The 25,078-nt window shown below is 68.1% G+C and carries 21 protein-coding genes; 12 read left to right on the top strand and 9 right to left on the bottom strand.

Translation table 11 applies throughout. From position 1 onward, the window contains the following. The first annotated feature begins 31 nt into the window (after window positions 1-31). Genes C265_RS05660 through C265_RS05650 form a run of 3 tightly spaced genes read left to right on the top strand, consistent with a single transcriptional unit; the run spans window position 32 to window position 4,438 of the window. A complete protein-coding gene (locus tag C265_RS05660) occupies window positions 32-2,428 on the top strand; it encodes a xanthine dehydrogenase family protein molybdopterin-binding subunit (RefSeq protein WP_081645106.1) in 2,397 nt (798 codons plus the stop codon). Window positions 2,429-2,431: 3 nt separating this feature from the next. After that, window positions 2,432-3,259, top strand: a complete 828-nt coding sequence (locus tag C265_RS05655) for a xanthine dehydrogenase family protein subunit M (protein WP_010813496.1) — start codon at window positions 2,432-2,434, stop codon at window positions 3,257-3,259. 9 nt (window positions 3,260-3,268) lie between these two features. Then, window positions 3,269-4,438: a 2Fe-2S iron-sulfur cluster-binding protein gene (locus C265_RS05650; RefSeq protein ID WP_010813495.1), complete on the top strand. Its 1,170-nt coding sequence runs from the start codon at window positions 3,269-3,271 to the stop codon at window positions 4,436-4,438. Between the two features lie 35 nt (window positions 4,439-4,473). Here the strand turns inward: C265_RS05650 and C265_RS05645 are convergent, their stop codons facing one another. After that, window positions 4,474-5,070, bottom strand: a complete 597-nt coding sequence (locus C265_RS05645) for a helix-turn-helix domain-containing protein (RefSeq protein WP_010813494.1) — start codon at window positions 5,068-5,070, stop codon at window positions 4,474-4,476. A 104-nt stretch (window positions 5,071-5,174) separates the two neighbouring features. Between C265_RS05645 and kbl the strand changes: the two genes are divergently transcribed. After that, a complete protein-coding gene (kbl, locus tag C265_RS05640; RefSeq protein WP_010813493.1) occupies window positions 5,175-6,374 on the top strand; it encodes a glycine C-acetyltransferase in 1,200 nt (399 codons plus the stop codon). Next, the gene (locus tag C265_RS05635) at window positions 6,374-7,330 is read left to right on the top strand and encodes an L-threonine 3-dehydrogenase (RefSeq protein WP_010813492.1); all 957 of its coding nucleotides are present in this window, start codon (window positions 6,374-6,376) and stop codon (window positions 7,328-7,330) included. Before kbl ends, C265_RS05635 begins: the two co-directional genes overlap by 1 nt. 40 nt (window positions 7,331-7,370) lie before the next feature. On the opposite strand, the gene C265_RS05630 is transcribed toward C265_RS05635, so the two are convergent. Beyond that, the gene (locus C265_RS05630) at window positions 7,371-10,076 is read right to left on the bottom strand and encodes a LuxR C-terminal-related transcriptional regulator (RefSeq protein ID WP_010813491.1); all 2,706 of its coding nucleotides are present in this window, start codon (window positions 10,074-10,076) and stop codon (window positions 7,371-7,373) included. Window positions 10,077-10,408: 332 nt separating this feature from the next. Between C265_RS05630 and C265_RS05625 the strand changes: the two genes are divergently transcribed. Beyond that, entirely contained in the window at window positions 10,409-11,413 is a 1,005-nt protein-coding gene (locus C265_RS05625) for a tripartite tricarboxylate transporter substrate binding protein (protein WP_010813490.1), read from the top strand. 65 nt (window positions 11,414-11,478) lie between these two features. Here C265_RS05625 and C265_RS05620 read toward each other — a convergent pair whose 3' ends face one another. The 6 genes from C265_RS05620 to C265_RS05595 form a co-directional block, all read right to left on the bottom strand. Then, entirely contained in the window at window positions 11,479-11,826 is a 348-nt protein-coding gene (locus tag C265_RS05620; RefSeq protein ID WP_010813489.1) for a hypothetical protein, read from the bottom strand. 175 nt (window positions 11,827-12,001) lie between these two features. Beyond that, entirely contained in the window at window positions 12,002-13,219 is a 1,218-nt protein-coding gene (serA, locus tag C265_RS05615; RefSeq protein ID WP_011616822.1) for a phosphoglycerate dehydrogenase, read from the bottom strand. Window positions 13,220-13,329: 110 nt separating this feature from the next. After that, complete coding sequence (locus C265_RS05610) at window positions 13,330-13,863, bottom strand: hypothetical protein (protein WP_010813487.1); 534 nt, start codon at window positions 13,861-13,863, stop codon at window positions 13,330-13,332. Between the two features lie 125 nt (window positions 13,864-13,988). Further along, complete coding sequence (locus C265_RS05605) at window positions 13,989-14,183, bottom strand: lipoprotein (RefSeq protein ID WP_010813486.1); 195 nt, start codon at window positions 14,181-14,183, stop codon at window positions 13,989-13,991. 109 nt (window positions 14,184-14,292) lie between these two features. Continuing rightward, complete coding sequence (locus tag C265_RS05600; protein WP_010813485.1) at window positions 14,293-14,961, bottom strand: hypothetical protein; 669 nt, start codon at window positions 14,959-14,961, stop codon at window positions 14,293-14,295. A gap of 34 nt (window positions 14,962-14,995) precedes the next feature. Continuing rightward, window positions 14,996-16,216 (bottom strand): hypothetical protein, encoded by a 1,221-nt coding sequence (locus tag C265_RS05595; RefSeq protein ID WP_010813484.1) that lies wholly within the window; start codon window positions 16,214-16,216, stop codon window positions 14,996-14,998. Between the two features lie 98 nt (window positions 16,217-16,314). Between C265_RS05595 and C265_RS05590 the strand changes: the two genes are divergently transcribed. Continuing rightward, window positions 16,315-17,091 carry a DUF899 domain-containing protein gene (locus C265_RS05590; protein ID WP_010813483.1) on the top strand — a complete coding sequence of 259 codons (777 nt, stop codon included), beginning with the start codon at window positions 16,315-16,317 and terminating at the stop codon, window positions 17,089-17,091. Between the two features lie 8 nt (window positions 17,092-17,099). Then, window positions 17,100-17,936 carry a DUF2182 domain-containing protein gene (locus C265_RS05585; protein WP_010813482.1) on the top strand — a complete coding sequence of 279 codons (837 nt, stop codon included), beginning with the start codon at window positions 17,100-17,102 and terminating at the stop codon, window positions 17,934-17,936. 172 nt (window positions 17,937-18,108) lie between these two features. Here C265_RS05585 and C265_RS05580 read toward each other — a convergent pair whose 3' ends face one another. After that, complete coding sequence (locus C265_RS05580) at window positions 18,109-18,975, bottom strand: LysR substrate-binding domain-containing protein (RefSeq protein WP_010813481.1); 867 nt, start codon at window positions 18,973-18,975, stop codon at window positions 18,109-18,111. Between the two features lie 244 nt (window positions 18,976-19,219). Between C265_RS05580 and psrA the strand changes: the two genes are divergently transcribed. The 4 genes from psrA to acs all read left to right on the top strand — a co-directional run. Beyond that, window positions 19,220-20,311, top strand: a complete 1,092-nt coding sequence (psrA, locus tag C265_RS05575; RefSeq protein ID WP_010813480.1) for an iron-containing alcohol dehydrogenase PsrA — start codon at window positions 19,220-19,222, stop codon at window positions 20,309-20,311. A 79-nt stretch (window positions 20,312-20,390) separates the two neighbouring features. Further along, window positions 20,391-21,695, top strand: a complete 1,305-nt coding sequence (locus C265_RS05570; RefSeq protein WP_010813479.1) for an MFS transporter — start codon at window positions 20,391-20,393, stop codon at window positions 21,693-21,695. Window positions 21,696-21,780: 85 nt separating this feature from the next. Next, window positions 21,781-23,226 (top strand): phosphonoacetaldehyde dehydrogenase, encoded by a 1,446-nt coding sequence (gene phnY / locus C265_RS05565; protein ID WP_010813478.1) that lies wholly within the window; start codon window positions 21,781-21,783, stop codon window positions 23,224-23,226. 204 nt (window positions 23,227-23,430) lie between these two features. Continuing rightward, the coding region (gene acs / locus C265_RS05560) for an acetate--CoA ligase (RefSeq protein WP_037023718.1) at window positions 23,431-25,078 on the top strand (1,648 nt) is incomplete at its 3' end.

The following is a 25,078-nucleotide window of genomic DNA, read 5'->3' as shown; positions in this document are numbered from 1 at the left end:
CCTTGCATGAATCATCGGGACGGATAAAACAATGACATCGTCGATGGAACCGGATCATTCGGAAGGAGGGTGCGGCCAGGGCGTGGGAGCCCGGGTGGCGCGCAAGGAAGACGCCAGGCACCTGCACGGCAAGGGCCGCTTTGTCGCGGACATCGCCATGCCGGACCTGCAGGAGGTGGCCTTCCTGCGCAGCCCCGTGGCGCATGCCAGGCTGTTGTCCGTGACCAAGCCCGCGCGCCACGCGCAAGCGGTGATCGTGCGCGAGGACATGGCGGCGGCGCGGGACATCGTCGCGGATTCGGCGTTCCCGTCCTACCAGCCGTCGGCTCAGGCGCCGCTGGCCAGCGGCAAGGTGCGCTTTGTCGGCGAGCCCGTTGCCATGGCCTTTGCCCCCACGCGCGCCGAAGCCGAGGACATCGCCGAGCAGGTGGTGGCCGAGTTCGACGAGCTGCCCGCGCTGACCGACGTGGCGCAGGCCCGCCAGCTCGCTGGCGAGGTGCGCGTGCACGAACACTGGCGCGATAACACCTTCCTGACGCTGAATATCGACAAGAACTTCGAGGCGCGCCAGCGCGAGGCCTCCGTCGTCGTTCACCGCAAGGTCAACCTGGCGCGCCAGTGCATGGTGCCGATGGAGGGCAAGGCGGTGCTGGCCTACTGGGACCACCAGTTCGACCAGCTGGTGGTGTACAGCGCCACCCAGGTGCCGCATATGATCCGGACCATCCTGAGCCATTGCCTGGACCTGGACCAGGCGCGCGTGCGCGTGATCTCGCCGGACGTTGGCGGCGCCTTTGGCTACAAATGCGTGCTGCAGCAGGAAGAGCTCTGTATCGCCTGGCTGGCGCTGACCTACAAGCGGCCGTTCCGCTTTATCGAGGATCGGCGCGAGCACCTGACCGCCGGCGCCAACTCGCGCGAGCATCACTACGAGCTTACCGCCTATGCCGACAAGCGCGGCCGCCTGCTGGCGCTGGACGCGAACATTGCCATCGACGGCGGTGCCTATTCGGTCTGGCCATTCACCATCGGGCTGGAGCCGGGGCAGGCGATCGGCAACCTGCCCGGTCCCTATGCCTTCGACGGATACCGCTGCGAGACTACCTGCGTGGCCACCAACAAGCCGGGTTTCGTGCCGTATCGCGGTGTGGCCCGGACCGGCGTCTGTTTCGCCATGGAGCTGATGATCGACGCGATCGCGCGCGAGGTGGGACGCGAGCCGTGGGAAGTGCGCGTTGAAACCCTGGTGCCGCCGCAGTCCATGCCTTACGTCAACGTGACCAACAAGCACTTCGACGGCGGCGACTACCCGGCCAGCGTGCGCCAGGCGATGGAGATGATCGACCTGCCCGCGATCCGCGCGCGGCAGCAGGCGGGTCCGCAGGGCAGCCGCTATGTCGGCGTGGGCTTTGGCACCTACACCGAGCAGTCGGCGCACGGCACTTCCGTGTTCGCGGCCTGGGGCACGCCGGTGATCCCCGGCTTCGACTCGGCGACGGTGCGCATCACGCCGGACGGCGGGCTGGAGGTGCGCGTCGGCGTGCACTCGCACGGGCAGGGCATGGAGACTACCTTCGCGCAGATTGCCCACGAGATCCTGGGCATCGACATCGGACGGATCAAGCTGGTGCACGGCGATACCGGACTCACGCCGTTCTCCACCGGTACCTATGCCTCGCGCTCGCTGGTGATGTCGGGCGGCGCGGTGTCGCGGGCGTGCAAGGCGCTGCTGCCGCGGCTGCAGAAGATTGGCGCGCATATGCTGGGGCAGCGGGTGGAGGCGGTAACGTTTGCAGCCGGCGCGGTTCGTGCGGGCGATGCCGACGCCATCGACATCGGCCGTATTGCCGACGCCTGGTACATCAATCCCCACCTGCTGCCGCCCGATGTGGATGCGCAAGGGCTGGAGGTCACCATGGGCTTCAAGCCCGCGGTCGACACCGGCAGCTTCACCTACGCCACGCATGCGGTCGCGGTGGAAGTCGACACCGATTCCGGCCATGTCGAGATCCTGGACTACGTGGTGGTGGAGGACTGCGGCACCATGATCAATCCGATGGTGGTCGAGGGCCAGACCTATGGCGGCGTGGCACAGGGCATCGGCACCGCGATGTTCGAAGAGATGCGCTATGACGGCAACGGGCAGCCGCTGGCTTCCACGCTGGCGGACTACATGCTGCCCGGGCCGACCGAGATTCCGTCGATCCGCATCCATCATTTCGAGACGCCGTCGCCGCATACGGAATTCGGCGCCAAGGGCATGGGCGAGGGCGGTGCCATCGCACCGCCGGCGGCGATCTTCAACGCGGTGAACGACGCCTTGCGCGGCTTCGGCGTCGAACTTCAGGAGACGCCGCTGACCCCGAGAAAGATCCTTGAAGCGCTGGATGCGGCAGTGGCCGGCGCACAGAGCAAGAAGGCAGCCTGACCGATGAAAGCCGTCGCTTTTTCCTATCATGCGCCCGGCTCGCTGCCGGACGCGCTGGCCCGCCTTGGCGCGGGCACCGACGTGGCCAAGACCATGGGCGGAGGCCAGTCGCTCGGCCCGATGCTGAACCTGCGGCTGACCCGTCCCGACACGGTGGTCGATGTGTCGGGGCTGGCCGAACTGCGGCAAGTCGCGTCCACCCCCGATGGCATCCGCATCGGCGCCTGCGTGACCCATGCGCAGATCGAGGACGGCGTGTTCGCACCGCTGCAGGGCACCATGCTGCAGGCCGTGGCGGGCGGCATTGCCTACCGCGCGATCCGCAACCGCGGCACCGTTGGCGGCAGCCTGGCCCATGCGGACCCGGCCGCGGACTGGGTCGTGGTGATGACCGCGCTGGGTGCGCGCATCGAGATTGCATCAGGCACCGGCACGCGCGAGGTGCCCATGGAAGCCTTCATGATCGGCGCCTACACCACGGTGCTGGCCGATGGCGAGCTGATCGCCGCCGTGCGCGTGCCGCACGCCACCGCGCACAGCCGCTGGGGCTACCAGAAGCTGTGCCGCAAGACCGGCGAGTTTGCCGAAGCCAGCTGCGCCGCGTACTTCGATGCCAGCCGCCGCTTCGCACGCATCGTGCTCGGCGCGCTGGACGGACCGCCGGTGGTGCTGCCCGGCCTCACGCGCGCGGTCGCCGCGCAAGGCGCCGCGGCGCTCACCGCCGGTGCCGTGGACGAAGCGGTGGCGCAGGCCGCGCCCGGCAAGGACGCCATCGACCGCAAGCTTTACCGTACCGTCGTGATGCGCTGCGTCACGCAAATGCTGAACTGAGGAGCGCCCGTGCAGACCATCGAATTCAATGTCAACGGCCGCCGGGTTTCCGGCGCGTGCGCAGACCGGACGCACCTGGGCGACTTCCTGCGCGACACGCACCGGCTGACCGGCACCCACCTCGGCTGCGAGCACGGCGTGTGCGGCGCCTGCACCGTGCTGCTCGACGACAAGCCGGTGCGTTCGTGCATCACCTTCGCGGCTGCCTGCCAGGGCGCCGACATCGTCACCGTCGAAGGCTACCAGGACGATGCCGTGATGGCCGGCCTGCGCGCGGCGTTCAACCAGCACCACGCGCTGCAGTGCGGCTTCTGCACGCCGGGCATGCTGGCGACCGCGCGCGACATCGTGCTGCGCCTGCCCGACGCCGACGACGCCACCATCCGTCACGAGCTGTCGGGCAACCTGTGTCGCTGCACCGGCTATATGGGAATCGTCGCCGCCATCCGCTCGGTGCTGGACGCACGCCGCGCCACAGCCGGCGTGATTGCGCGGCACGCCGCGGGCGCGGCGCCGGCCGAAGCGCCGTTCACCGGTTTTGCCGTTGCGGACGAAGCGCTCGGCACGCTGCCTCACCTGGCCGCGGGCACCGGCGCCGAGGCGGAACGGTCAGCCGACCGCAAGGGCTGGTCGCGCATCGAAGGCGGCTTCACCGTCCCCTATACGCTCGACGCGGTATGGGCCTTCATGGCCGACCTGCCGGCCGTGGCAGGCTGCCTGCCGGGTGCGGTGCTCACTGAAATGGAGGGGGAGAAGGTCAAGGGCCATATCGCCATCAAGTTCGGCCCGATGTCCGCCAGGTTCGAAGGCGCCGCGCGCCTGCAGCGCGACGACGCGAACAAGCGCGGCGTGCTGAAGGGGGCGGGGCAGGACTCGCTCAGCAATTCCAAGGCCGCGGGCGACATCGCCTACCAGCTGAAGGCGCTTGCCGCGCACGAGACCGAGGTTGCGGTCGACCTGCAGTATTCGCTGCAGGGGCCGCTGGCGCAGTTCTCGCGGTCGGGGCTGGTGCGCGATTTCGTGCGGCGCATGATTGCGGATTTCGGCAAGTCGGTGGCGCGCCGGATGGACCCGACGCTGAGCGATGCCGAACGCAGCCAGGCGGTACGCCTCAATCCCGCGGCGATGTTCTTCGGCGTGCTGTGGGAGCGGGTCAAACGGTGGTTCGGCGCCCGCTGAACCCGCCCTCCGGGCTGTCGCAACCCTTGCCCGCGTCAGCCCGGATGCACTACAACCAGTAGTGCGGTGGCAGTGGTCTTGCCGCCATTGGAGATCGCATGTGCGACATCGGCCGCATAGCGCGCGGTCTCGCCGTGCCTCAGCTTCTTTTCATCGGCACCCGCGCGCACTGTCATCGATCCGCTCAGCACAGACAGGTGTTCCTGGGTGCCGGCCTCGTGTGGCTCGGAGGCCAGCACGCCGCCGGCCTGGATGGTCAGCTCATACCACTCGAAGCGCCCGGCCAGGTCGATCGGGCCCAGGATGCGCAGGTCGCAGCGGGTATCAGGGCTTTTCAGCGACGGGATCGCGTGCGGCTGGACCACGGTGATGCCGCCGGCGGGGCGCTCAGCGGCGCCTCCGGCGAGGAAGTCCGTCAGGTTCACCCCAAGCGCATTGGCCAGGCGCCACAGCACCGCCACAGTGGGGTTGGCCAGGTTGCGTTCGATCTGCGACAGCATCGACTTGGAAACCCCGGCACGGCGCGACAGTTCATCGAGCGACAGCCGTTGCTGCTGGCGCAGCGCCTGCAGCGCCATGCCGACGGCGGGCGGGCCATCGGCCTGCGGGGTCTGGGCGAGGGCTTGCGTCATGGATTAATGTTCGTTATATTGCGCAAAATGTTCGATATACAGAACGTGTTCGATTTATCGATCGAATCCTAGCATATCCCTCGCACACCAACGGGAGCCAAGCCATGTCGAATGCCGAGGCATTCTATGCATCCATCCGTACCGAACTCGAAAGCATCCGCGCGGCGGGGCTGTTCAAGAACGAGCGCGTGATCGCCACGCCGCAGGGTGCGCGGGTGCGCACCACCGACGGCCGCGAGGTCATCAACCTGTGCGCCAACAACTACCTTGGCTTGTCGTCGCACCCGCAGGTGATCGAGGCCGCGCATGAAGCGCTGCGCACGCATGGCTTCGGGCTGAGCTCGGTGCGCTTTATCTGCGGCACGCAAGACCTGCACAAGACGCTGGAGGCGCGGCTGTCGGCCTTCCTCGGCACCGAGGACACCATCCTCTATGGCTCGGCCTTCGATGCCAATGGCGGTTTGTTCGAAACGCTGCTGGGCGCGGAAGACGCGGTCATCAGCGATGCGCTCAACCATGCCTCGATCATCGACGGCATCCGCCTGTCCAAGGCGCGCCGCTACCGCTACCAGCACAACGACATGGACGACCTGCGCGTGCAACTGGAGCAGGCGCGGGCCGACGGCGCGCGCTACACGCTGGTGTTTTCCGACGGCGTGTTCTCGATGGACGGCACCGTGGCGCGGCTCGACGAGATGCGCGCGATCTGCGACGAGTACGGCGCGCTGCTGGGCATAGATGAATGCCATGCCACCGGTTTCATGGGCCAGCGCGGGCGCGGCACGCATGAGGCGCGCGGCGTGTTCGGCAAGATCGACATCATTACCGGCACGCTGGGCAAGGCGCTGGGTGGCGCCTCCGGCGGCTTCACCAGCGCGCGCAAGGAAGTGGTGGCACTGCTGCGCCAGCGTTCGCGGCCGTATTTGTTCTCCAACACCGTGGCGCCGGCCATCGTGGGCGCGTCGATCGCGGTGCTCGATATCCTGGAAGCCAGCACCGAGCTGCGCGACCGGCTGGAGGGCAATACCAGGTTCTTCCGCGCGGGACTGGACCGGTTGGGCTTCGACGTCAAGGCGGGCGACCACCCGATCATCCCGATCATGGTCTACGACGCCGACAAGGCGCAGCAACTGGCGCAGCGCCTGCTGGAGCTGGGCGTGTACGTGGTCGGCTTCTTCTACCCGGTGGTACCCAAGGGCCAGGCGCGCATCCGCGTGCAGATGAGCGCGCTGCATGACGAGGCCGCGCTGCAGGCGGCGCTGGATGCCTTCGGCCAGGCTGGCCGTGAACTGGGGCTGATCTGATGGAAGCTGGCAAACCGAAGATCCTGATTGTCGGCGCCAACGGCCAGATCGGGTCTGAACTGGCACTGGCGCTGGCCGAGCGCTACGGGCGCACCAACGTGATCACCTCCGACGTGGTGCCCACCGGCCGCCATGTGCACCTGACGCACGAGATGCTCAACGCCACCGACCGCGGCGAGCTGGCCACCGTGGTCGAGCGCCATGGCATCACCCAGGTCTACCTGCTGGCCGCCGCGCTGTCCGCCACCGGCGAAAAGGCGCCACAGTGGGCCTGGAACCTCAATATGACCAGCCTGCTCAATGTGCTGGAGCTGGCGCGGCAGACCGGGCTGGAGCGGGTGTTCTGGCCAAGCTCGATTGCAGCCTTCGGCCCGACCACGCCTGCCGGACAGACACCGCAGAAGACCGTGATGGAGCCCACCACGGTCTACGGCATCTCCAAGCAGGCGGGCGAGGGTTGGTGCCGCTGGTATCACGCCAACCACGGCGTGGATGTGCGCAGCGTGCGCTATCCGGGCCTGATCTCGCACAAGACGCCACCCGGCGGCGGCACCACCGACTATGCGGTCGACATCTTCCATGCGGCGGTGACGGGCGAGCCCTACACCTGCTTCCTGAAGGAAGACGAAGCCCTGCCGATGATGTATATGCCCGATGCGATCCGCGCCACCATCGAACTGATGGAAGCCCCGGCGGACAAGCTGAGCGAGCGCGGCAGCTACAACATCGCCGGCATGAGCTTCACGCCCGCGCAGATCGCCGCGGCCATCCGCGAGCAGGTGCCGGGCTTCCAGATCCGCTATGAACCCGACTATCGCCAGGCGATTGCGCAGGGCTGGCCGGATTCGATCGATGATTCGGTCGCGCGCGCGGACTGGGGGTGGAAGGCCCAGTATGGACTGAAGGAGATGGTCGCGGACATGCTTGCCAACCTGAAGGCCACGCTGGCGGGCTGAAGCGCTATGGCCCCAATGGGAAGCGCGTGCGCGCAGTGGCTCACGGGATCAGGCCGCGCGCGCGCCCCAGAGCCACCGCTTCCGTACGGCTTTGCGCGCCCAGCTTGGCATGGATGCGGCGCAGGTGCGACTTGACGGTCAGCTCGGACAGGAACAGCTTCTGCGCGATCACCCGATTGCGGTAACCCGCGGACAGCATGCGCAGCACTTCCAGTTCGCGCCCGGTCAGCGGGTCGGGCTGGTGCGCCGGTTCCGCCGGCGGTTCTGCGGCCGGCTTGGTCGAGCCTGCGTCGGTACGCCGCTCGAGCAGGCTGGCGACAAAGGGCTCGGCCACGCCAAGCGCTGCTGCCTGTGCCAGATGGACACCTGCCCAGGCCCGCAGCAGCACGGCAACGCGTTCGCCTTCTTCCAGGAAGGAGCGCAGGAAGCCTTCATGGCTGGCCAGGCGCAGGGCTTCGGTCATTTCCTGCAGGGCGGCATCGCGCTGCTGCATGCCGTCGAGCGCGGTGGCGCGCAGGACGCGCAGCCGGATCAGGCGCCAGTAGCGCTGGCGTGCCAGTGCGGCGTCGATGGCGGCATCCAGTGCGGACAGCGCCGGCGCGATATTGCCGCGCGCTATGTCGAGCCGGCAGCGCGCGATGGAAGGCCGGTCGATGTCGTTGGCATGGCCGGTGGCGTCCAGCGCTTCCCAGCCGCCGTACAGGTCGGCCGCCTGCAACGCCTGCGATGCGGTTTCCAGCTTGCCTTCCAGCGTGGCGACGCGGGCCCGCTCCAGCCAGGCCGAGCACACGATGCGCGCGGTGCCGGACTGCTGTCCCAGTTGCTCCAGTTCAGCCAGGCGCTGCAGCCACTGGCCGCGGTCGCCGCGCGCCAGCGCAAGCCGCGCGCTCAGCACGTGACAGGCGATCAGCGAATCGGGCGGGCCGTTGCCCTTGCTGTAGGGCAGCGCATTGGCCAGCAGGCGCCCGGCCTCTTCCAGCGCATCGTGCTCATACAGCGCCAGTGCCCAGAACACGTCGCTGCCCGGGCTGTCGCCGGACGCGGCGCGCAGGCGCGCCAGCGCGTTGCCCAGGCGTCCCTGCACCAGGTCGATCACGCCCTCCAGCGTGTCGCTGAGGCTGCGTACCGGCTGGGGCTGCTGCGCGCGCAGCGTCGCCCGCGACAGCACGCTGCGCGCTTCGTCGTAGCGGTGCGTGCAGATCAGCGCGTAGGCCAGCGAATTGGCCAGGATGCGGTACTGGAAGGGCTCGTCGGGCGCCAGGCGGCGCAGGTGCGCGCCGGCGGCATCGCGGCAGGCCTCGACCTGGTCGGTCATGGCCAGCAGCACGCAGTGGATGGTCTGTGCTTCCACCCCCAGGCGCGCACGCTGGCTGTCGTCGCCGGGTTGCTCAAGTTCGGGCTGGAATGACGCCAGCGCGGCCATGGCTTCGGCGTGGCGCCGGTTGAGCAGCAGCACCCACGCGCGCGTCAGCGCCAGCGCCGGTTGCCGCGCCAGCGTTGCGGGATGGATCTGCTCGAACCAGCGCAACAGCAGGCGCACCCGGCCCGTGCCCAGCAGCGAGTCGGACTGGCTGGCAATGGCGCTGAGCGCCTCGTCATGACGGCCCGCCTGCAGCAGGTGGTCCACTGCGGGGATCGGGTAGCCGTGCTCCAGGTACCAGTGCGCGGCGGCCAGGTGCAGCGGCGCGACCCGATCCGGCGCCTGCACGGCCAGCCGGTGCTGCAGGAAGCTGGCAAAGAGCCGATGGTAGCGGTACCACGTGCGTTCGGCATCGAGCGGGAACAGCAGCAGGTTGGCGCGTTCGAGGTGATCCAGCATCGCGCGCGCGTCGGCGCGGCCGGTGAGGGCGTCGCATAGCGGCGCGCTCAGCTGCCCCAGCACGCTGGTTTCCAGCAGGAAGGCGCGGCACGCGTCGGACTGCCGCGCCAGGATGTCCTCGGCGAGGAATTCGCCCAGCTCCAGGTGAGTGCCGGAAAACACCGCGACGAAGGCGGCGTGGTCGCTGCACTGTTGCAGCGACAGCGCGGCCAGGTATATCGCGGTGGCCCAGCCTTCGGTGCGGCGATGCAGCGTGGCGATGTCGCTGTCGCGCAGCGGCAGGCCGCAGCGGCTGCGCAGCAGCTGCGCGGCCTCGTCGACGGAAAAATGCAGGGCGGCGGGCGGGATCTCCAGCAACTGCCCGCGCGCGCGCAGCCGGCCCAGGCCGATTTCCGGCGCGGTGCGCGAGCCGATCACCAGTATGCCGCAGGGCGGCATCGCCTCGATCAGCTGCTGCACCAGGTCCAGCGCCGGCAGGCTCTGCAAGGTCTCGAAATCATCCAGCATGATCGCGAACGGCTGCGCCGTGGCGCCCACCAGCCCCAGGATGCGCTGCGCCAGGCGCGGTCCGCTGGCCGGCTCCGGCGCTGCCGCGCCGCGCCGCTTGCCGCCGCGCAGCGCGTCCAGGCCGGCGTCCAGGTGGACCAGCAGCCGTTGCAGGTCATTGTCGCCCGCATCCAGGCGCAGCCACACCGTGGCTTGCTGCTGCGCTGCGCAATGCTCCGCGTATTGCTGCATCAGCGTGGTCTTGCCAAAGCCGGCCGCGGCCCGCACCAGGATCACGCGCGCAGCGCGGTCCTGCGCCATGCGCGCGACCAGGTGCGGCCGGCCGATCGTGGCGGGGTGCGCCACGGGGGGCGCGAGCTTGGAGGCGAGCACCGTCGGCAGCGGGCCGCCGCTCACGGCGTGGTTGGCAAAGGGATGCAATGCACTCTCCTGGGGGCGATGCCCGTCACCGCCACCCTGGCCCGCCTGTGGCAGACAAGATCATAAGTGCTGTATCGGGAATATTTTGGCGGGAGGGCATCAGGTCCGGGCGATTGTTCCACGGCCCTGAGGGTTGCGTCCTAGTTCGTTTGGACGATTCTGCCGGCTTGCCGAATTTCCTCCCTTCGATGGACGACAGCGGTGCCCGAGCCTCCTACATTGACCCGCACGCGCTTCCGGCAGCAGCCCGCAGAGGCTGGCCGGGTATGACACGGCGGGATGCCGGCACGGCAAGAGGCCGGCTGCCGGAGACGAGACACAGGAGACAAGGTATGCAGCAAGGCAGGCGCAGGGTTCTGCAGCAAATGGGTCTGGGCGTCGCGGGTGCGGCGCTGGCAGGGGTTGGGCTGGGTGCGCGCGCGCAGGGTGGTGCGGGGGTGGATTTCCCGGCACGCACGGTGCGCGTCGTGATGCCATACGCCGCGGGCGGGACCGGCGACGTGGTCGCGCGCATGGTCGCGGACGGCCTGGCCAAGGCATGGGGCAAGGCCGTGGTGGTGGACAACCGGCCGGGTGCCGGCGGCATGATCGGCGCGGACATGGTGGCCAAGGCAGAGCCGGACGGCTATACGCTGTTGTTCGCGCTGACCGGCCTGGTCCAGGCGCCGCTGCTGTACAGCAAGGCAAACTACAACGCAGTGCGTGACTTCGCGCCGATCTCTGAGCTGGCGACCTCCAACCTGGCGCTGGTGGTGCAGCCCGACGTGCCGGCGGCCAACGTGAAGCAACTGATCGACTACATCCGCAAGCTGGGCAAGCCGCTGCCGTATGGCAGCTACGGGCTGGGTTCCAGCGGGCATCTGCAGATGGAGGTCTTCGGCCGCAACGCCAGGGTTGAACTGACCCACGTGCCCTACAAGGGCGAGGGCCCGCTGGTCAACGACCTGCTTGGCGGACAACTGCCCGCCGGCATCGTGGCCGCGGTCACCGCGCGCACGCATGCGCGCGCCGGCAAGCTCAAGGTGGTCGCCGTGGCCGGGCAGTCGCGCTCGCCGCTGCTGCCGGAGGTGCCGACCTTCCAGGAGGCGGGCGTGCCCGGGCTGGAGCGCCAGGGCTGGCTGGGCCTGTTCGCGCCGGCGGCGACGCCGCGCGCCGTGGTCGACAAGGTGTCCGCCGACGTCAACCGCGTGCTGGCCAACCCCGAGCTGCACACACGGCTGGTCGATCTCGGCATCATCGTCAAGGGAAGCTCGCCCGCGGCGTTTGCCGATGTCGTGAAGGTGGAGCAGACCTACTGGGCTGAAGCGATCCGGGCGTCCAATATCCGCCTGGACTGACGCGGCCCCGGCAGGGCATGGCGGCAGGCAGGGCCGGCTGGTGCGGGCGCCTGCCTGCCGCGCGTTTACTGGTAGGTCACTACCACCACGTACGTGTCCGGCGTGCCGCGTTGCCCGGCACGGGCGGGCTCGACGTCCAGCCTTGCCACGCCGATGCGGGCTTGCCCGGTCATCCGGGCAGGCGACAACGGCAACGGCGCCGAGACGATCTGCCCCGACGGCTGCTGGCAGCTCGCCTGCAACTGTCCGGCGGACGGACGGAAGCCGCAGGACGGGTACGAGATTCCCCCAAGGAACGTAATGGTGCCGGTATGCGCGGCAGCGGTGCCGATACCCGCGGCTGCCAGAACGCCCACTGCGACCAGCCGGCCGGCAACGCCGGCGGCCTTCCTGCTGAGTTCGACCGTTTTCATGACTACCCCTCTCTCTTATTGTTAGCGTGGCGCCGAGACAGGGCGCCTCTGAGAACCGGCACAGTGCAGGCCCACGGATCCGCGCGTGGGCCATATTCATCATAGCGACGGTTTCAGAACATTCTTAAGAGTTATGACACTTCTGCGACAATTGAGCCTGGGGACGGCCGCTGCCCTATCGCAGGATCAGCCGCGAGCGGGCAAAGCCTGCATGGGTGCGCAGCGCCTGCATCAGCTGGTCTGACGGCACGCGGTCGAGGTCGGTGACCACATAGCCGGTGTGGCCGCGCGTCTGCAGGTGCTGGCCGGTGATATTCACGCCTTCCTGCGCCAGCAGCGTGTTCAGTGCCGCCAGGGCGCCCGGCGCGTTGCCGTGCACATTGAGCAGCCGCGCCGGCGCGTGCAGCGGGCCGGGATCGACCTCGGGGAAGTTGACGGCGCCGATGGTGCCGCCGGTGGCCAGGAAGTGCGCCAGCTTGGCCGCCACTTCGGTGCCGATATTCTCCTGCGCCTCTTCGGTGCTGCCGCCCACGTGCGGGGTCAGCAGTACGTTGGGCATGTTCTGCAGTTCGCTGACGAAAGGATCGTTGTTGGTCTTCGGCTCCTCCGGGAACACGTCGATGGCGGCGCCGCCCAGGCGCTTCTCGCGCAGCGCCGCGGCCAGCGCGGCGATGTCCACCACGCTGCCGCGCGAGGCATTGATCAGGATCGCGCCCGGCTTGCAGGCGGCCAGGATGCGCGCATCGATCATATTGCGCGTGCGCGGCGTGGCTGGCACATGCAGGGTCACCACTTCGGCCTGCGACACCGCCTCTTCCAGCGATCCCGCGGCGCGCGCGGAACCGTGCGAGAGCCGCGCCAGCACGTCGTAGTAGACCACGCGCATGCCCATCGATTCGGCCAGCACGCCCACCTGCGAGCCGATATTGCCGTAGCCGACGATGGCGATGGTCTTGCCGCGCGCCTCGAACGCGCCGGCGGCGCCCTTGGCCCACTTGCCGGCGTGTGCCAGGGTGTTCTTCTCCGGAATCCGGCGCAGCAGCATCACCGCTTCCGACACCACCAGCTCGGCCACCGAGCGGGTGTTGGAGAAGGGCGCGTTGAACACCGGGATCCCGGCCGTGGTGGCGGCTTCCAGGTCCACCTGCGAGGTGCCGATGCAGAAGCAGCCAATCGAGAGCAGCTCGGGCGCGCTGCGGATGTCGTCGGCGCGCAGGTGGGTGGCAGAGCGGATGCCGACAACGTCGTGGCTGGCCAGCACCTGGCGCAGTTCGGCACCGGCCAGGGCGCCGGTGCGGCGCTCGACCTGCAGGCCGGCTTCAGCCAGCCGGGCATTGGCGCTCTGGTGGATGTTCTCGAGCAGGATCGCAGTGGTCACGTTTGTTTTCCGCATGGAGGGTTGGCGGCGCTTGCCGCATCGCCACCATTCTGCGCGCAAAAGAGCCCGTGGACCGGGGAGTCCCTGCTGCCGGCAATGGCACCGGCTGCCTCGCTGGCGTCGCTTCAGCGCGAGTGGCGCGCGTCGCCGCCGAGCGGGTCGACGATGATCATGGTCTGGCGCAGCACGCCGGCATCATCGAAGTAGCAGCTGAAATGCGCGGTCTGCAAGCCATCCTTGTACATGCGCCAGGACCAGGCTTCACGCTTCATCAGGGGGTAGTACTGGATGGGCTCGCGCGGCAGGCCAAAGTGCTCCTGCACGTCCTTCTTGGTCCAGGTCCCGACCTGGGCGCGGTAGATCTCCGTCTCGGTCAGCATCTGGCGATAGTTGGTGAGCTTGCCGCCGGCGTCGAAATCGGCGGCATAGACCTGATGGCCAAGGGGCTGGCGCGACCAGATCCAGCGGCTGGTGCCGTCGGCGAGGCGGTAGGTCTCGGTGGGGGATCCGAATGTACTGCGTACGGCACTTTCCGGGCTGCCGATCATTTGCTTGCCGGTCTGTTCCGGCTGCAAGGTCGCACAGGCTCCGAGCGAGCCGAGCACGACAGCGGCGACGCACAGTTCGCCGATACACCGGGATGGCGTGCGTGATTGCATGGCGCTCTCCTGCGGACGAGATGCCCGCATCCGGCCATTCTCCGTCCGCCAGGCCGGCCCGTGCAACACCGGCTGGTGCCGGGGGCAGGCGGGGCCGGCCGGTCAGTGCGGCGCCGGGCGCTGGCTCAGCAGCGGCCTTTCTTGGCTTGTCCCGGCGGGCAGAAGGACTCGTTGCCGTACGGGTCGACGCGGCAGTTGCCCTTCTTTGCCTGCCCCGGCGGGCAGCCTTGGGGGCCGCTGCCGTAGGTGTCATAAGGGGCTACCACGCAGCCACCCAGCAGTGCGCTGCAGGCGACCAGAAGGGCCAGAGCGGATTTCATCGCATTCTCCTTGTTGTGGGGGATTCCGTTTGCGACAGGAGAATAGATGGTGGCAGCGCCTTTGTCTGTAAGGAATAGTGAAAACGAGTCCGCTCAGGGTGAATGCCGGCTACTTGCCCGCGCCGCCGGCGGGGCGCTTCCCGGCTGGCCGGGGCCGGCGCACCGCACGGATTTTGCCGCTGTTGCCGCCGCCGCAGAAGAACTGGTCGCCGCCATCGGACTCCAGCCCCGACACGCTCGCGCCGGCCGGCATGGTGACCGATTCCAGCACCGCGCCCGATTGCGGGTCGATGTGCCGCAGCTCGCTCTGGTCACCTTCCCAGGTGCCGTGCCAGAGCTCGGCATCGACCCAGGTGACGCCGGTGACAAAGCGGTCGGACGTGATGGTGCGCAGGATCGCACCGGTCTGCGGATCGACCTGGTGGATCTTCCGCTCCCGGTACTGGCCCACCCACAACGTGCCTTCGGCCCAGGCAAGCCCCGAGTCGCCGCCGCCGCCCGGCGCGGGGATCGTCGCCAGCACGCGGCCGCTTTGCGGATCGATCTTCTGGATCCGGTCCTCGGCAATCTGGTACAGGTGCTGGCCGTCGAAAGCAGTACCGGCATGGGCGGCGACATCGAGCGAGCGCAGCGTCCTGCCGGTGACCGGGTCCAGGGCATTGAGCTTGTCTCCGCTGGCAAACCAGACCCGCTGGCCGTCATAGCTGACACCGTGGACGTTCTCGACGCCGGGGAAGGGACCATACTCGCGAAGCACTTCGGCTTGTGATCGTTTCATGCTGTCATCCTTTTGGTTTGGGGATGGCTACATGCTAGTCAACCGGCAGCGGCGAGGGGAGTAACAAGGTCGTCGTGAATCCCGGCACCGGCGGCGTCATCCAGCGGCGCGCACGCCCGTGGCCAAGGGACTGGATCTTGCCGGCTGCCGCCAGCGTTTCCAGTGCCCGCTGCACCGAGCGCTGGCTGGCACCCAGCGCCAGCGCGAGAGCGGAGCTGGACCATGACTCGCCATCGGCCAGCAAGGCGAGCACTGCCGCGTGCTTCTCTTCCACCGGCCGCGCCAGCACCACCACCTCGCGCGCGCGGTGCGGCACCAGCGCGAAGCCGCGCCCGCTTGCCGTGACGCCGGCAAATGCGCCAAGCACCGCGCGCAGCCGCCCGATCTCGACACGCAGCCGCGCGCGGTGCGATGCATCGGCGTGCCTGGTGCGGAAGGCGTGCGCGATCAGCGTGTCCCGGGGCACGTCGGCGGGCCAGGCCTCGGCCAGCGCGCGCGCCAGCGTGAACAACACCGGCCGCCTGGCGAGCGGGACCGTGGTGCCTGCGCAGCGCACGGCATAGCGGCACGCGTCCACGACCAGCGCTTTCGATGCCAGCAGCGCTTCGACTTCCTCAAGCAGCAGCGGCCGTTCCTCGCCGCGCGCGATGCGGCGTGCCGCGGGGCTGTGCAGCGCCTGGGCCGCGCTTTCGACCTCGGCGCGCAAGGATGGAATGCCGGCGCGCTGCGCCGCGTGCGCGGCCTGTGCCAGCGCGGTGCGCGCCGGCCGGGTCTGCACGCGCCGCATCGCGATGCCCGCCACGATCAGGGCATGGGTTGTGCGCAATGCGGGCGGGAAGGGAGTGGGGTCAAGCCCGGCAAGCGCCTGCTCGGCGTCGTCGATGCGGCCGATCAGCAGCAGCCGCCGGATCGCGAGATACCGCGCATGGGCGGCGTTGACCCAGTCGCCGTGCGCTTCAAGGGTGGCGCGCGCACGGTCCAGCGTCTTTGCCGGCCAGCCCAGGTCGCGCGAGGCAAAGGCGATTTCCGTTTCGGCCACCACGCACCTGGCGCGCGCTACGGCTTCGCGCGGACCGAAGGCGCGCGCCGCGCTGCGCAACAGTGCCCGGGCGCGGATAAAGTCGCCCAGTTGCGCCATGGCGATGCCGCGCAACGCCAGCGCCGGCGGATCGTCGCGCAGGGCAACCCGGTTCAGCGCGCCAAGCGGATCACCCGCGGCAAGCGCGAGCGCCGCGGCGGCAATGCGTGAGTCCATCCGAATCCCGCCAGAAATCCCGCCACACTTGTCACTCCCACCGTTGGAAGCCGGCGCCTAATCTAGCACACGAACACCAACCAACGGAGGGATGCACGATGACCACACACAGCACCGGAACCCGTGAAGCATGGCTGGCCGCGCGGCGTGAACTGCTCGAGGCCGAGAAGGATCTCACCCGACGCAGCGATGAACTGGCACGGCAGCGCCAGGCCTTGCCGTGGGTTCGAATCGACAAGCCCTACCGGTTCGAGACCGCGGCGGGCAGCGCCTCGCTGGCAGACTTGTTCCAGGGACGTTCGCAACTGCTGGTCTACCACTTCATGTTCGGCCCGGACTACCAGGCAGGGTGCCCGTCCTGCTCCGCGATTGCGGACGGGTTTGACGGCTTTGCCGTCCACCTGGCGCATCACGACGTCACGCTGGCCGCGGTGTCGCGGGCACCGTTGGCGAAATTGCAGGCGTACCAGCGGCGCATGGGCTGGACCTTCCCGTGGGCATCGTCGCAGGGCAGCGACTTCAACACGGACTTCAACGTCTGGTTCAGCGAAGCGCAACAACGCCAGGGCGATATCGACTACAACTACCGGCGCGAGGCGGCATTCGCCTGGCGACCTGAACTGGAGGCCGGCGGCGCAGCGGCCGAGGCCCAGTTTGCTGCCATGTGCGGCACCGATGCCGCAACGTACCAGCGCGACCGGCCGGGCATGAGCGCCTTCGCGCTGGAAGATGGCGTTGTGTACCACACCTATTCCACCTATGCGCGCGGGCTGGATGGCCTGTGGGGCATGTACCAGTGGCTGGATCGCGCACCGCGCGGACGCAACGAGGCCGGGGTCTGGTGGCGCCGGCACGATGAATACGAGCAGGGCTGAGGCATTCCATGTCCATCGTACTCACCACGCACAGGCTGGCGCGCTCACGCGGCGCCGGCCCGCGCCTTGCCTTCTTTGGCATCGTGGCCGTGCTATTCATCGCCGGCGGGGCGGCGACACTCGCCTGGCATGCATCCATGCCGGCGATGAGCGCGATGCCGATGCCCGGCGGCTGGACCATGTCGATGGCGTGGATGCGGATGTGCGGCCAGACCTGGGCCCGCACGGCAATGGCCTTCCTCGGCATGTGGATCGCCATGATGGTGCCGATGATGCTGCCCTCACTGGCACCGATGCTGTGGCGCTACCGCCAGGCCCTGGCGACGGCAGGGCAGGTGCGCCCGGGCATGTCGACAGTATTGGCGGGCGCCGGCTACTTCTTCGTGTGGGGCATGGTGGGCCTCGCCGTTTTCCCGGTTGGCGCTGCGCTGGCGGCGATAGCCGTGCAGGCGCAGGGCCTGGCGCGCGCGGTTCCGCTCGCCACGGCGGTGGTCTTGGTGATGGCAGGCGTGCTGCAGTTCACCCCGTGGAAAGCACGGCAGCTTGCCTGCTGCACCAACGCAGCGGGCCGCACGCGCGCACTGCCGGCGGATGCCGGCTTGGCGTGGCGCCATGGCCTGCGGCTGGGCCTGCACTGCACCCGGTGCTGTGCGGGCCTGACCGCGGCATTGCTCGTCATGGGCGTGATGGACCTGCGCGTGATGGCAGCGGTGATGTTGGCGATGACGCTCGAACGATGGATGCCGGCAGGTGCGCGCGTGGCCAGGCTTGCGGTACGGCTTACCGGGGCCGTCCTGGTCGGCGTGGGCGTGGCTACGCTTGTGCAGGCAGGTTGGGGCGGATGACGGCGGGGTACTAGTGTCCTGTTCCGCAGATACCTTGCCATGAAATCGCCCAGTTGGCCGCCATGCGTCGCTGCTCGTCGTTGCCATAGCTACGGCTATGGCGCCTCCTCGCGCCTAGCCTGACGACCAACTGGACGATTTCACGTTGGCAAGCTATCCGCGGAACAGGACACTAGCCCAGCGCGACCGCGAACAGCGCCGCAATCAGCGGCCGCTCCTTGCGCACCTCCAGGCAGCACAGCGAGTAATCGATCGACAGCAGCGGCTCGTCGACCGGCACCACCTGCAGGCCCGGCAGCGGGATGCATTCGATCTGCGTGACGAAGCTGATGCCCATGCCATTGGCCACTGCATGCAGGATGGCCTCGCGGCTGTTGATCTCCATCACGCAGTTCAGCGCCACGCCATGCTGTGCGCACGCGCGTTCAACCCGGAGCCGGGTCTTCGAGCCCGGCTCGCGCAGGATCACGGCTTCGCCGGCGACCTCCTGCACCGTGATCGAAGCGCGCGCGGCCAGCGGATGGCCGGCCGGCATCACGGCAACGATGCGCTCTCTCCGATACGGCGCGATATGCAGGCCATCGACCGGATCGGGCTCGGCCAGGATGCCGACGTCGATATCGAAATCCTGCAGGCCGCGCAGCACCGAGGCTTCCGAGCCGATGGTGACCGTCAGTTCCAGCGAAGCATGGGTGGAACGGAAACTACGCGCCAGCCCCAGCGCGATCGGCGGCGACACCGCGCCCACGCGCACCAGCCCGGTCTTGAGCTTGTGCGCGCTCTGCAGGAACTGCATGGCCTCTGCTTCCTGCCCGAACAAGCCCTGGGTGATGGCGTAGAGCCGCTCGCCGGTGTCGGTCAGGCGCACGGTGCGGCCTGCGCGCAGGAACAGCTCCACGCCGAAGCGCGTCTCCAGCGCCTTGACCTGGTCGGTCACGGTCGGCTGCCCGATATGCAGGTATTGCGCCGCGGCAGTGAAGCCGCCCGTCCGGGCGACCGCATGGAAGCAGCGGATCGACTTGTAGTACTGGTGGAACATGGGGTCTCGATGGGAGCTGGCCGCCGTTCTGCGCGGCGTGTGCGGCGAGTCTCCCACAGACGCGTGCCGTTGCGTACAGGGTTTCCCCGAGGCCGGCAGCGTGCCGGCGATCCATCGGTTTTGGCGCACCTCGCCGTCAAAGATGCGATTGGACCGGGGGTTTGGCGTCTCCCAAACTTCAGCCACCAGGAAACGCGGCTCAAGCCGCCGCCCAGGCTACCCAGAAAAGAAGTGAGGAGACCCCATGAACCATGCCTACCACAACCCCGTGTCGATCCATTGCGGGGCTGGCAGCCTTGACCGGCTCCCGGCCCTGCTGCACGGCCGGCGCGTCGTCGTCGTGACCTTTCCCGAAGCGCGTGCGCTGGGACTGGTGGCGCGGCTTGAAGCCCTGCTGGGCGCAGACCTTGCCGGGCTGATCGAAGACGTGCAGCCGAACCCGGATGTCGCCCAGTTGTCCGGCCTGTACAACCGCTTCTGGGAAGACGCCGACGCCTGCGACGCCATCGTTGCGGTCGGTGGCGGCAGCGCGATCGATACCGCCAAGGCGTTGATGGTAGGGACCAGGTCGGGCCGGTTCGATTCGCTGATCAGCCTGCTGGCGACCGGCAAGGCGTTCACGCCGGCGCAGGTCAAGCCGCTGATCGCGGTGCCGACGACTGCCGGCACCGGCAGCGAAGTGACGCCCTGGGCCACCATCTGGGACGCCGCGAACCAGAAGAAGTACTCGCTTCACCTGCAGGCAACCTGGCCCGAAGCGGCCATCGTGGATGCGGAGCTGATGATGTCGGTGCCGCGGGGCACCACGATCTCCACCGGGCTCGATGCCCTGTCCCATGCGCTGGAATCGATCTGGAACGTCAACGCCAACCCGGTTTCCGACACCTTCGCGATTTCGGCGGTGGAGGACATCTTCGACACCTTGCCGGATCTGGTGCGCAACCTGGACGACATTGGCCTGCGTGAGCGCATGGCGCTGGCCGCCCTCAAGGCCGGACTGGCGTTCTCCAATACCAAGACGGCACTTGCGCACTCCATCTCCTACGAAATGACGCTGCGCCATGGCCTTCCGCACGGCATCGCGTGCTCGTTCACGCTGCCGATGGTGCTTGAAAAGGCGTGGGCACGCCGGCCCGACCGCGACCGCACGCTGCAGCGGCTGTTCGGGCCGGTGCTGGGCGACGGGCAGCAGCGGCTGCGCGCCTTCCTGCAGGACCTGGGCGTGAAGACCGAGTTTGCCGACTACGGCGTCTCCGACGACGAGGCCGGCGCCATGATCGCGCGTGCGCTGGACGGCGCCCGGGGCAAGAACTTCATCGGCGCTGTGCCGGCCTAGTAGCACGACCCCCGGCCGACGGGTGCAGCCGGCCAACACGAGCCCGCAATACGGGCCGACAATACAAGAGGAGACAAAAATGGAAACTGCCGATCGCATCCAGGCAGGGGCGTTCGTCGCTCCGGCCGAGCATTCGTTCCGGCGCGCCCAGTGGCGCATGCTGCTGGCCGCGATGTTCTGCTACTTCTTCTTCTACACGGGGCGGCAGACCTTTGGCTTCGCCATTCCCGGCATCCAGCAGGAATTCGGGTTTTCCAAGGAAGCGCTGGGCTGGGCCTCCACCTGCCTGCTGTGGTGCTACGCCATCGGGCAGGCCATCAACGGCAACCTGGGTGACAAGTTCGGCGGCCGCCGCGTGATGACCGCCGGCGCGATCCTGTCGTGCGCGGCCAACTGGGTGGTCAGCTTCGCCGTCGGCTTCAAGAGCCTGGCGATTCCCTGGGGCATCAACGGCTACTTCCAGGCCCTTGGCTGGGCGCCCGGCAGCCGGCTGCTGTCGAACTGGTGGGGCGCCGAAGAGCGCGGCAAAGTCTACGGCTTCTACGTGTTCGCGGCCGGCTGCGCCTCGGTGCTGTCGTTCGTCACCTCGATCGTGGTCGTGAATATCCTGCACCTGGACTGGCGCTGGATCTTCCGCCTGCCGGTGCTGCTGATGCTGGTGGGCGGCATCACCTTCTTCCTGATCGTGCGCGAGCGGCCGGAAGACCTTGGCTTCAAGTCGCCCGATACCGGCGTTGCCAAGGCCGAGGGTGCGGAGAAGGCCACCGCAGTCGAGACCGATGCCGGCGAAAGCTCCTGGTCGCGCTACAAGGCCGTGCTGCGCAACCCGCGGCTTCTGATCGCGGGCCTGTCGATCGGTTTCCAGAATGCCGCGCGCTATGGCCTGATCGTCTGGGTGCCGGTCCACTTCCTGGGCAAGAACTGGAAGAGCGCCGAGACCCTGATCGACCCGGCCTGGATCTCGGTGGCGCTGCCGGTGGGCATGGCCTTCGGCGCGCTGTCCAACGGCTGGATTTCCGACCGCCTGTTCGGCTCCAGCCGCAGCAAGGCCATCATGCTCTACATGGTGCTGGGTGCGATTGCCTCGATGATCATGTACCAGCTGCCCACGGGCATGGGCGCGATCGTCGCGCTGTTCCTTGCCGGCTTCTTCGTGTACGGCCCCGCCTCGTCCTTCTGGGCGCTGTGCCCGGACCTGGTCGGCGCCAAGCGGGCCGGCACCGCCACCGGTATCCTGAACTTCTTCTCGTACCTGCTCGCAGGCCTGGGCGAACCCCTGATCGGCCGCATCCTGGACCAGTCCGGCAATACCTCGCTGGTGTTCCCGATCGTGGCAACCAGCTGCATCATCAGCGCCGTGATCGCGGCCTTCATCCGCCGCTGAGCGCGCCGGGCCGGCGCCTTGCCGGCCCGCCCGCGACGGCTGCATCTCCTTCCACACACTGCTCAAGACCCGAGAGGGCAAGCTCATGACCGCATTGCAAGCCATTGCCGAAATCCGCCACGAAGCGCTGCGCATCGCCGGCGAGAAGATCTACCGCGAAGACGTGATCGAGGTGACCTATCCGTACACCGGCGAAGTCATCGCCACCGTGCCGAAGGCCACGCTCGACGAAGTGCGCCGCGCCTACCGCATCGCGCGCGACTACCAGCCCACGCTGACGCGCTATGAACGCTACAAGATCCTGATGCGCGCCGGCGAGATCATCGCCTCGCGCCTGGACGAGATCTCGCGCACCATCACGCTGGAATCCGGCCTGTGCCGCAAGGATTCGCTGTACGAGGTGGGCCGCGCCTCCGACGTGCTGCTGTTTGCCGCCAACCAGGCGCTGGTCGACGACGGCCAGGTGTTCTCGTGCGACCTGACCCACCACGGCAAGAGCCGCAAGGTCTATACGCTGCGCGAGCCGCTGCTGGGCGTGATCACCGCGATCACGCCGTTCAACCACCCGTTGAACCAGGTGATCCACAAGGTGGCGCCGGCGGTGGCCACCAACAATCGCATGGTGCTCAAGCCCAGCGAGAAGACGCCGCTGGCGGCCTACCTGCTGGCCGATATCCTGTATGAGGCCGGGCTGCCGCCGCAGATGCTGTCGGTCATCACCGGCGACCCGCGCGAGATCGCCGACGAGATGCTGACGCACCCGGACGTGGACCTGGTGACCTTCACCGGCGGCGTGCCGATCGGCAAGTACATCGCCGCCACGGCCACCTACAAGCGCCAGGTGCTGGAGCTGGGCGGCAATGACCCGATCATCGTGATGGAAGACGCCGACCTGGAAGAGGCCGCCACGCTGGCCGCCAGCGGCTCGTACAAGAACTCCGGGCAGCGTTGCACGGCGATCAAGCGCATGCTGGTGCATGAGTCGGTGGCGGACCGCTTTGTCGACCTGCTGGTGGCGAAGACCGAAGCGCTCAACTATGGCGACCCCATGGACCCGAAGGTGGACATGGGCACGGTCATCGACGAAGCCGCGGCGATCCAGTTCGAGGCGGTGGTCAATGAAGCGATTGCCGCCGGGGCCACGCTGCGCTACGGCAATATCCGCCGCGGTGCGCTGTACTCGCCGACGGTGCTCGATCATGTCGATCCCGAAATGACCGTGGCCAGGCATGAGACCTTCGGGCCGGTGTCGCCGGTGATCCGCTTCAGGGACATTGAAGATGCGATCCGCATCTCGAATGGCACTGCGTACGGGCTGTCGTCGTCGGTCTGCACCAACCGGCTCGACTACATCACGCGCTTCGTGCGGGAGCTGAAGGTCGGCAGCGTCAATGTGCGCGAGGTGCCGGGCTATCGCCTGGAGCTGACGCCGTTCGGCGGCATCAAGGATTCCGGACTGGGCTACAAGGAAGGCGTGCTGGAGGCGATGAAGAGCTTTACCAATACCAAGACGTATTCGCTGCCGTGGTAAGCGGCGGTGGCCCGTGCGCCGGGGGCGGCAGCGCAGTTCGTCCCTGCGCTGCCTGCCCCGGCGCGTAGTTTCTGCTGGTGTCTCCGGTAGCCGGGGCCAGGTGGGGTCTCCGGCACCGCCACCCCGGATTTGGCCGCCTGAGCAGGCGGCTGCTTTGTTTTCAGGCGGCGCTGTCCTGCGCCGCATCCCTGTTTCCGAGCTTTCATGACAAGCATTCAATCCGTTGTGCACGAAGGGCGGATGTTCCCGCCATCCCGCCACGCCAGCGCCAAGGCCGCGATCCCCGGCATGGACGTCTACCAGGCGCTGTGCGACGAAGCCGAGCGTGACTATGAAGGTTTCTGGGCGCGCCACGCGCGCGAGCTGCTGCACTGGACCAAGCCCTTCACCAAGGTGCTGGACCAAAGCAACGCACCGTTCTACAAGTGGTTCGAAGACGGCGAGCTCAACGCCTCTTACAACTGCCTGGACCGCAATCTGCAGAACGGCAATGCGGACAAGGTCGCGATCGTGTTCGAGGCCGACGACGGCAGCGTGACGCGCGTCACCTACCGCGAGCTGCATGGCAAGGTGTGCCGCTTTGCCAACGGCCTGAAGGCGCTCGGCATCAGGAAGGGCGACCGCGTGGTGATCTACATGCCGATGTCGGTCGAAGGCGTGGTCGCGATGCAGGCCTGCGCACGCCTGGGCGCCACGCACTCGGTGGTGTTCGGCGGCTTCTCGGCCAAGTCGCTGCAGGAGCGGCTGGTGGACGTGGGCGCGGTGGCGCTGATCACCGCCGACGAGCAGATGCGCGGCGGCAAGGCGCTGCCGCTCAAGGCCATCGCCGATGACGCGCTGGCGCTGGGCGGCTGCGAGGCCGTCAGGAACGTGATCGTCTACCGCCGCACCGGCGGCAAGGTTGCCTGGACCGAAGGCCGCGACCGCTGGATGGAAGATGTCAGCGCCGGCCAGCCGGATACCTGCGAAGCCGAGCCGGTGAGCGCCGAGCACCCGCTGTTCGTGCTCTACACCTCCGGCTCCACCGGCAAGCCCAAGGGCGTGCAGCACAGCACCGGCGGCTACCTGCTGTGGGCGCTGATGACAATGAAGTGGACCTTCGACATCAAGCCCGACGACCTGTTCTGGTGTACCGCGGACATCGGCTGGGTCACCGGCCACACCTATATTGCCTACGGCCCGCTGGCCGCGGGCGCCACCCAGGTGGTGTTCGAAGGCGTGCCGACCTACCCCAACGCCGGCCGCTTCTGGGACATGATCGCGCGCCACAAGGTCAGCATCTTCTACACCGCGCCGACCGCGATCCGCTCGCTGATCAAGGCCGCCGAGGCCGACGAGAAGATCCACCCGAAACAGTACGACCTGTCCAGCCTGCGCCTGCTCGGCACCGTGGGCGAGCCGATCAACCCCGAAGCCTGGATGTGGTACTACAAGAACATCGGCAACGAGCGCTGCCCGATCGTCGACACCTTCTGGCAGACCGAGACCGGCGGCCACATGATCACGCCGCTGCCGGGCGCGACGCCGCTGGTGCCGGGTTCGTGCACGCTGCCGCTGCCGGGCATCATGGCCGCCATCGTCGACGAGACCGGCCATGACGTGCCCAACGGCAACGGCGGCATCCTGGTGGTCAAGCGTCCGTGGCCGGCCATGATCCGCACCATCTGGGGCGATCCGGAGCGCTTCAGGAAGAGCTACTTCCCCGAAGAGCTCGGCGGCAAGCTCTACCTGGCCGGCGACGGCTCGATCCGCGACAAGGACACCGGCTACTTCACCATCATGGGCCGCATCGACGACGTGCTGAACGTGTCGGGCCACCGCATGGGGACGATGGAGATCGAGTCCGCGCTGG

Source organism: Cupriavidus sp. GA3-3 (assembly GCF_000389805.1).
Taxonomy (GTDB): domain Bacteria; phylum Pseudomonadota; class Gammaproteobacteria; order Burkholderiales; family Burkholderiaceae; genus Cupriavidus; species Cupriavidus necator_D.
This window is presented reverse-complemented; position numbering and strand designations above follow the sequence as displayed.

What these genes read in the sequence shown, in the direction of transcription:
- kbl (WP_010813493.1), top strand. Translation starts at nt 5,175, where the DNA reads ATGTCGAATGCCGAGGCATTCTATGCATCCATCCGTACCGAACTCGAA.
- C265_RS05605 (WP_010813486.1), bottom strand. Translation starts at nt 14,183, where the DNA reads ATGAAATCCGCTCTGGCCCTTCTGGTCGCCTGCAGCGCACTGCTGGGT.
- C265_RS05660 (WP_081645106.1), top strand. Translation starts at nt 32, where the DNA reads ATGACATCGTCGATGGAACCGGATCATTCGGAAGGAGGGTGCGGCCAG.
- C265_RS05610 (WP_010813487.1), bottom strand. Translation starts at nt 13,863, where the DNA reads ATGCAATCACGCACGCCATCCCGGTGTATCGGCGAACTGTGCGTCGCC.
- C265_RS05590 (WP_010813483.1), top strand. Translation starts at nt 16,315, where the DNA reads ATGACCACACACAGCACCGGAACCCGTGAAGCATGGCTGGCCGCGCGG.
- C265_RS05635 (WP_010813492.1), top strand. Translation starts at nt 6,374, where the DNA reads ATGGAAGCTGGCAAACCGAAGATCCTGATTGTCGGCGCCAACGGCCAG.
- C265_RS05655 (WP_010813496.1), top strand. Translation starts at nt 2,432, where the DNA reads ATGAAAGCCGTCGCTTTTTCCTATCATGCGCCCGGCTCGCTGCCGGAC.
- C265_RS05625 (WP_010813490.1), top strand. Translation starts at nt 10,409, where the DNA reads ATGCAGCAAGGCAGGCGCAGGGTTCTGCAGCAAATGGGTCTGGGCGTC.
- phnY (WP_010813478.1), top strand. Translation starts at nt 21,781, where the DNA reads ATGACCGCATTGCAAGCCATTGCCGAAATCCGCCACGAAGCGCTGCGC.
- serA (WP_011616822.1), bottom strand. Translation starts at nt 13,219, where the DNA reads ATGCGGAAAACAAACGTGACCACTGCGATCCTGCTCGAGAACATCCAC.
- C265_RS05600 (WP_010813485.1), bottom strand. Translation starts at nt 14,961, where the DNA reads ATGAAACGATCACAAGCCGAAGTGCTTCGCGAGTATGGTCCCTTCCCC.
- C265_RS05570 (WP_010813479.1), top strand. Translation starts at nt 20,391, where the DNA reads ATGGAAACTGCCGATCGCATCCAGGCAGGGGCGTTCGTCGCTCCGGCC.
- C265_RS05620 (WP_010813489.1), bottom strand. Translation starts at nt 11,826, where the DNA reads ATGAAAACGGTCGAACTCAGCAGGAAGGCCGCCGGCGTTGCCGGCCGG.
- psrA (WP_010813480.1), top strand. Translation starts at nt 19,220, where the DNA reads ATGAACCATGCCTACCACAACCCCGTGTCGATCCATTGCGGGGCTGGC.
- C265_RS05580 (WP_010813481.1), bottom strand. Translation starts at nt 18,975, where the DNA reads ATGTTCCACCAGTACTACAAGTCGATCCGCTGCTTCCATGCGGTCGCC.
- C265_RS05585 (WP_010813482.1), top strand. Translation starts at nt 17,100, where the DNA reads ATGTCCATCGTACTCACCACGCACAGGCTGGCGCGCTCACGCGGCGCC.
- C265_RS05645 (WP_010813494.1), bottom strand. Translation starts at nt 5,070, where the DNA reads ATGACGCAAGCCCTCGCCCAGACCCCGCAGGCCGATGGCCCGCCCGCC.
- C265_RS05595 (WP_010813484.1), bottom strand. Translation starts at nt 16,216, where the DNA reads ATGGACTCACGCATTGCCGCCGCGGCGCTCGCGCTTGCCGCGGGTGAT.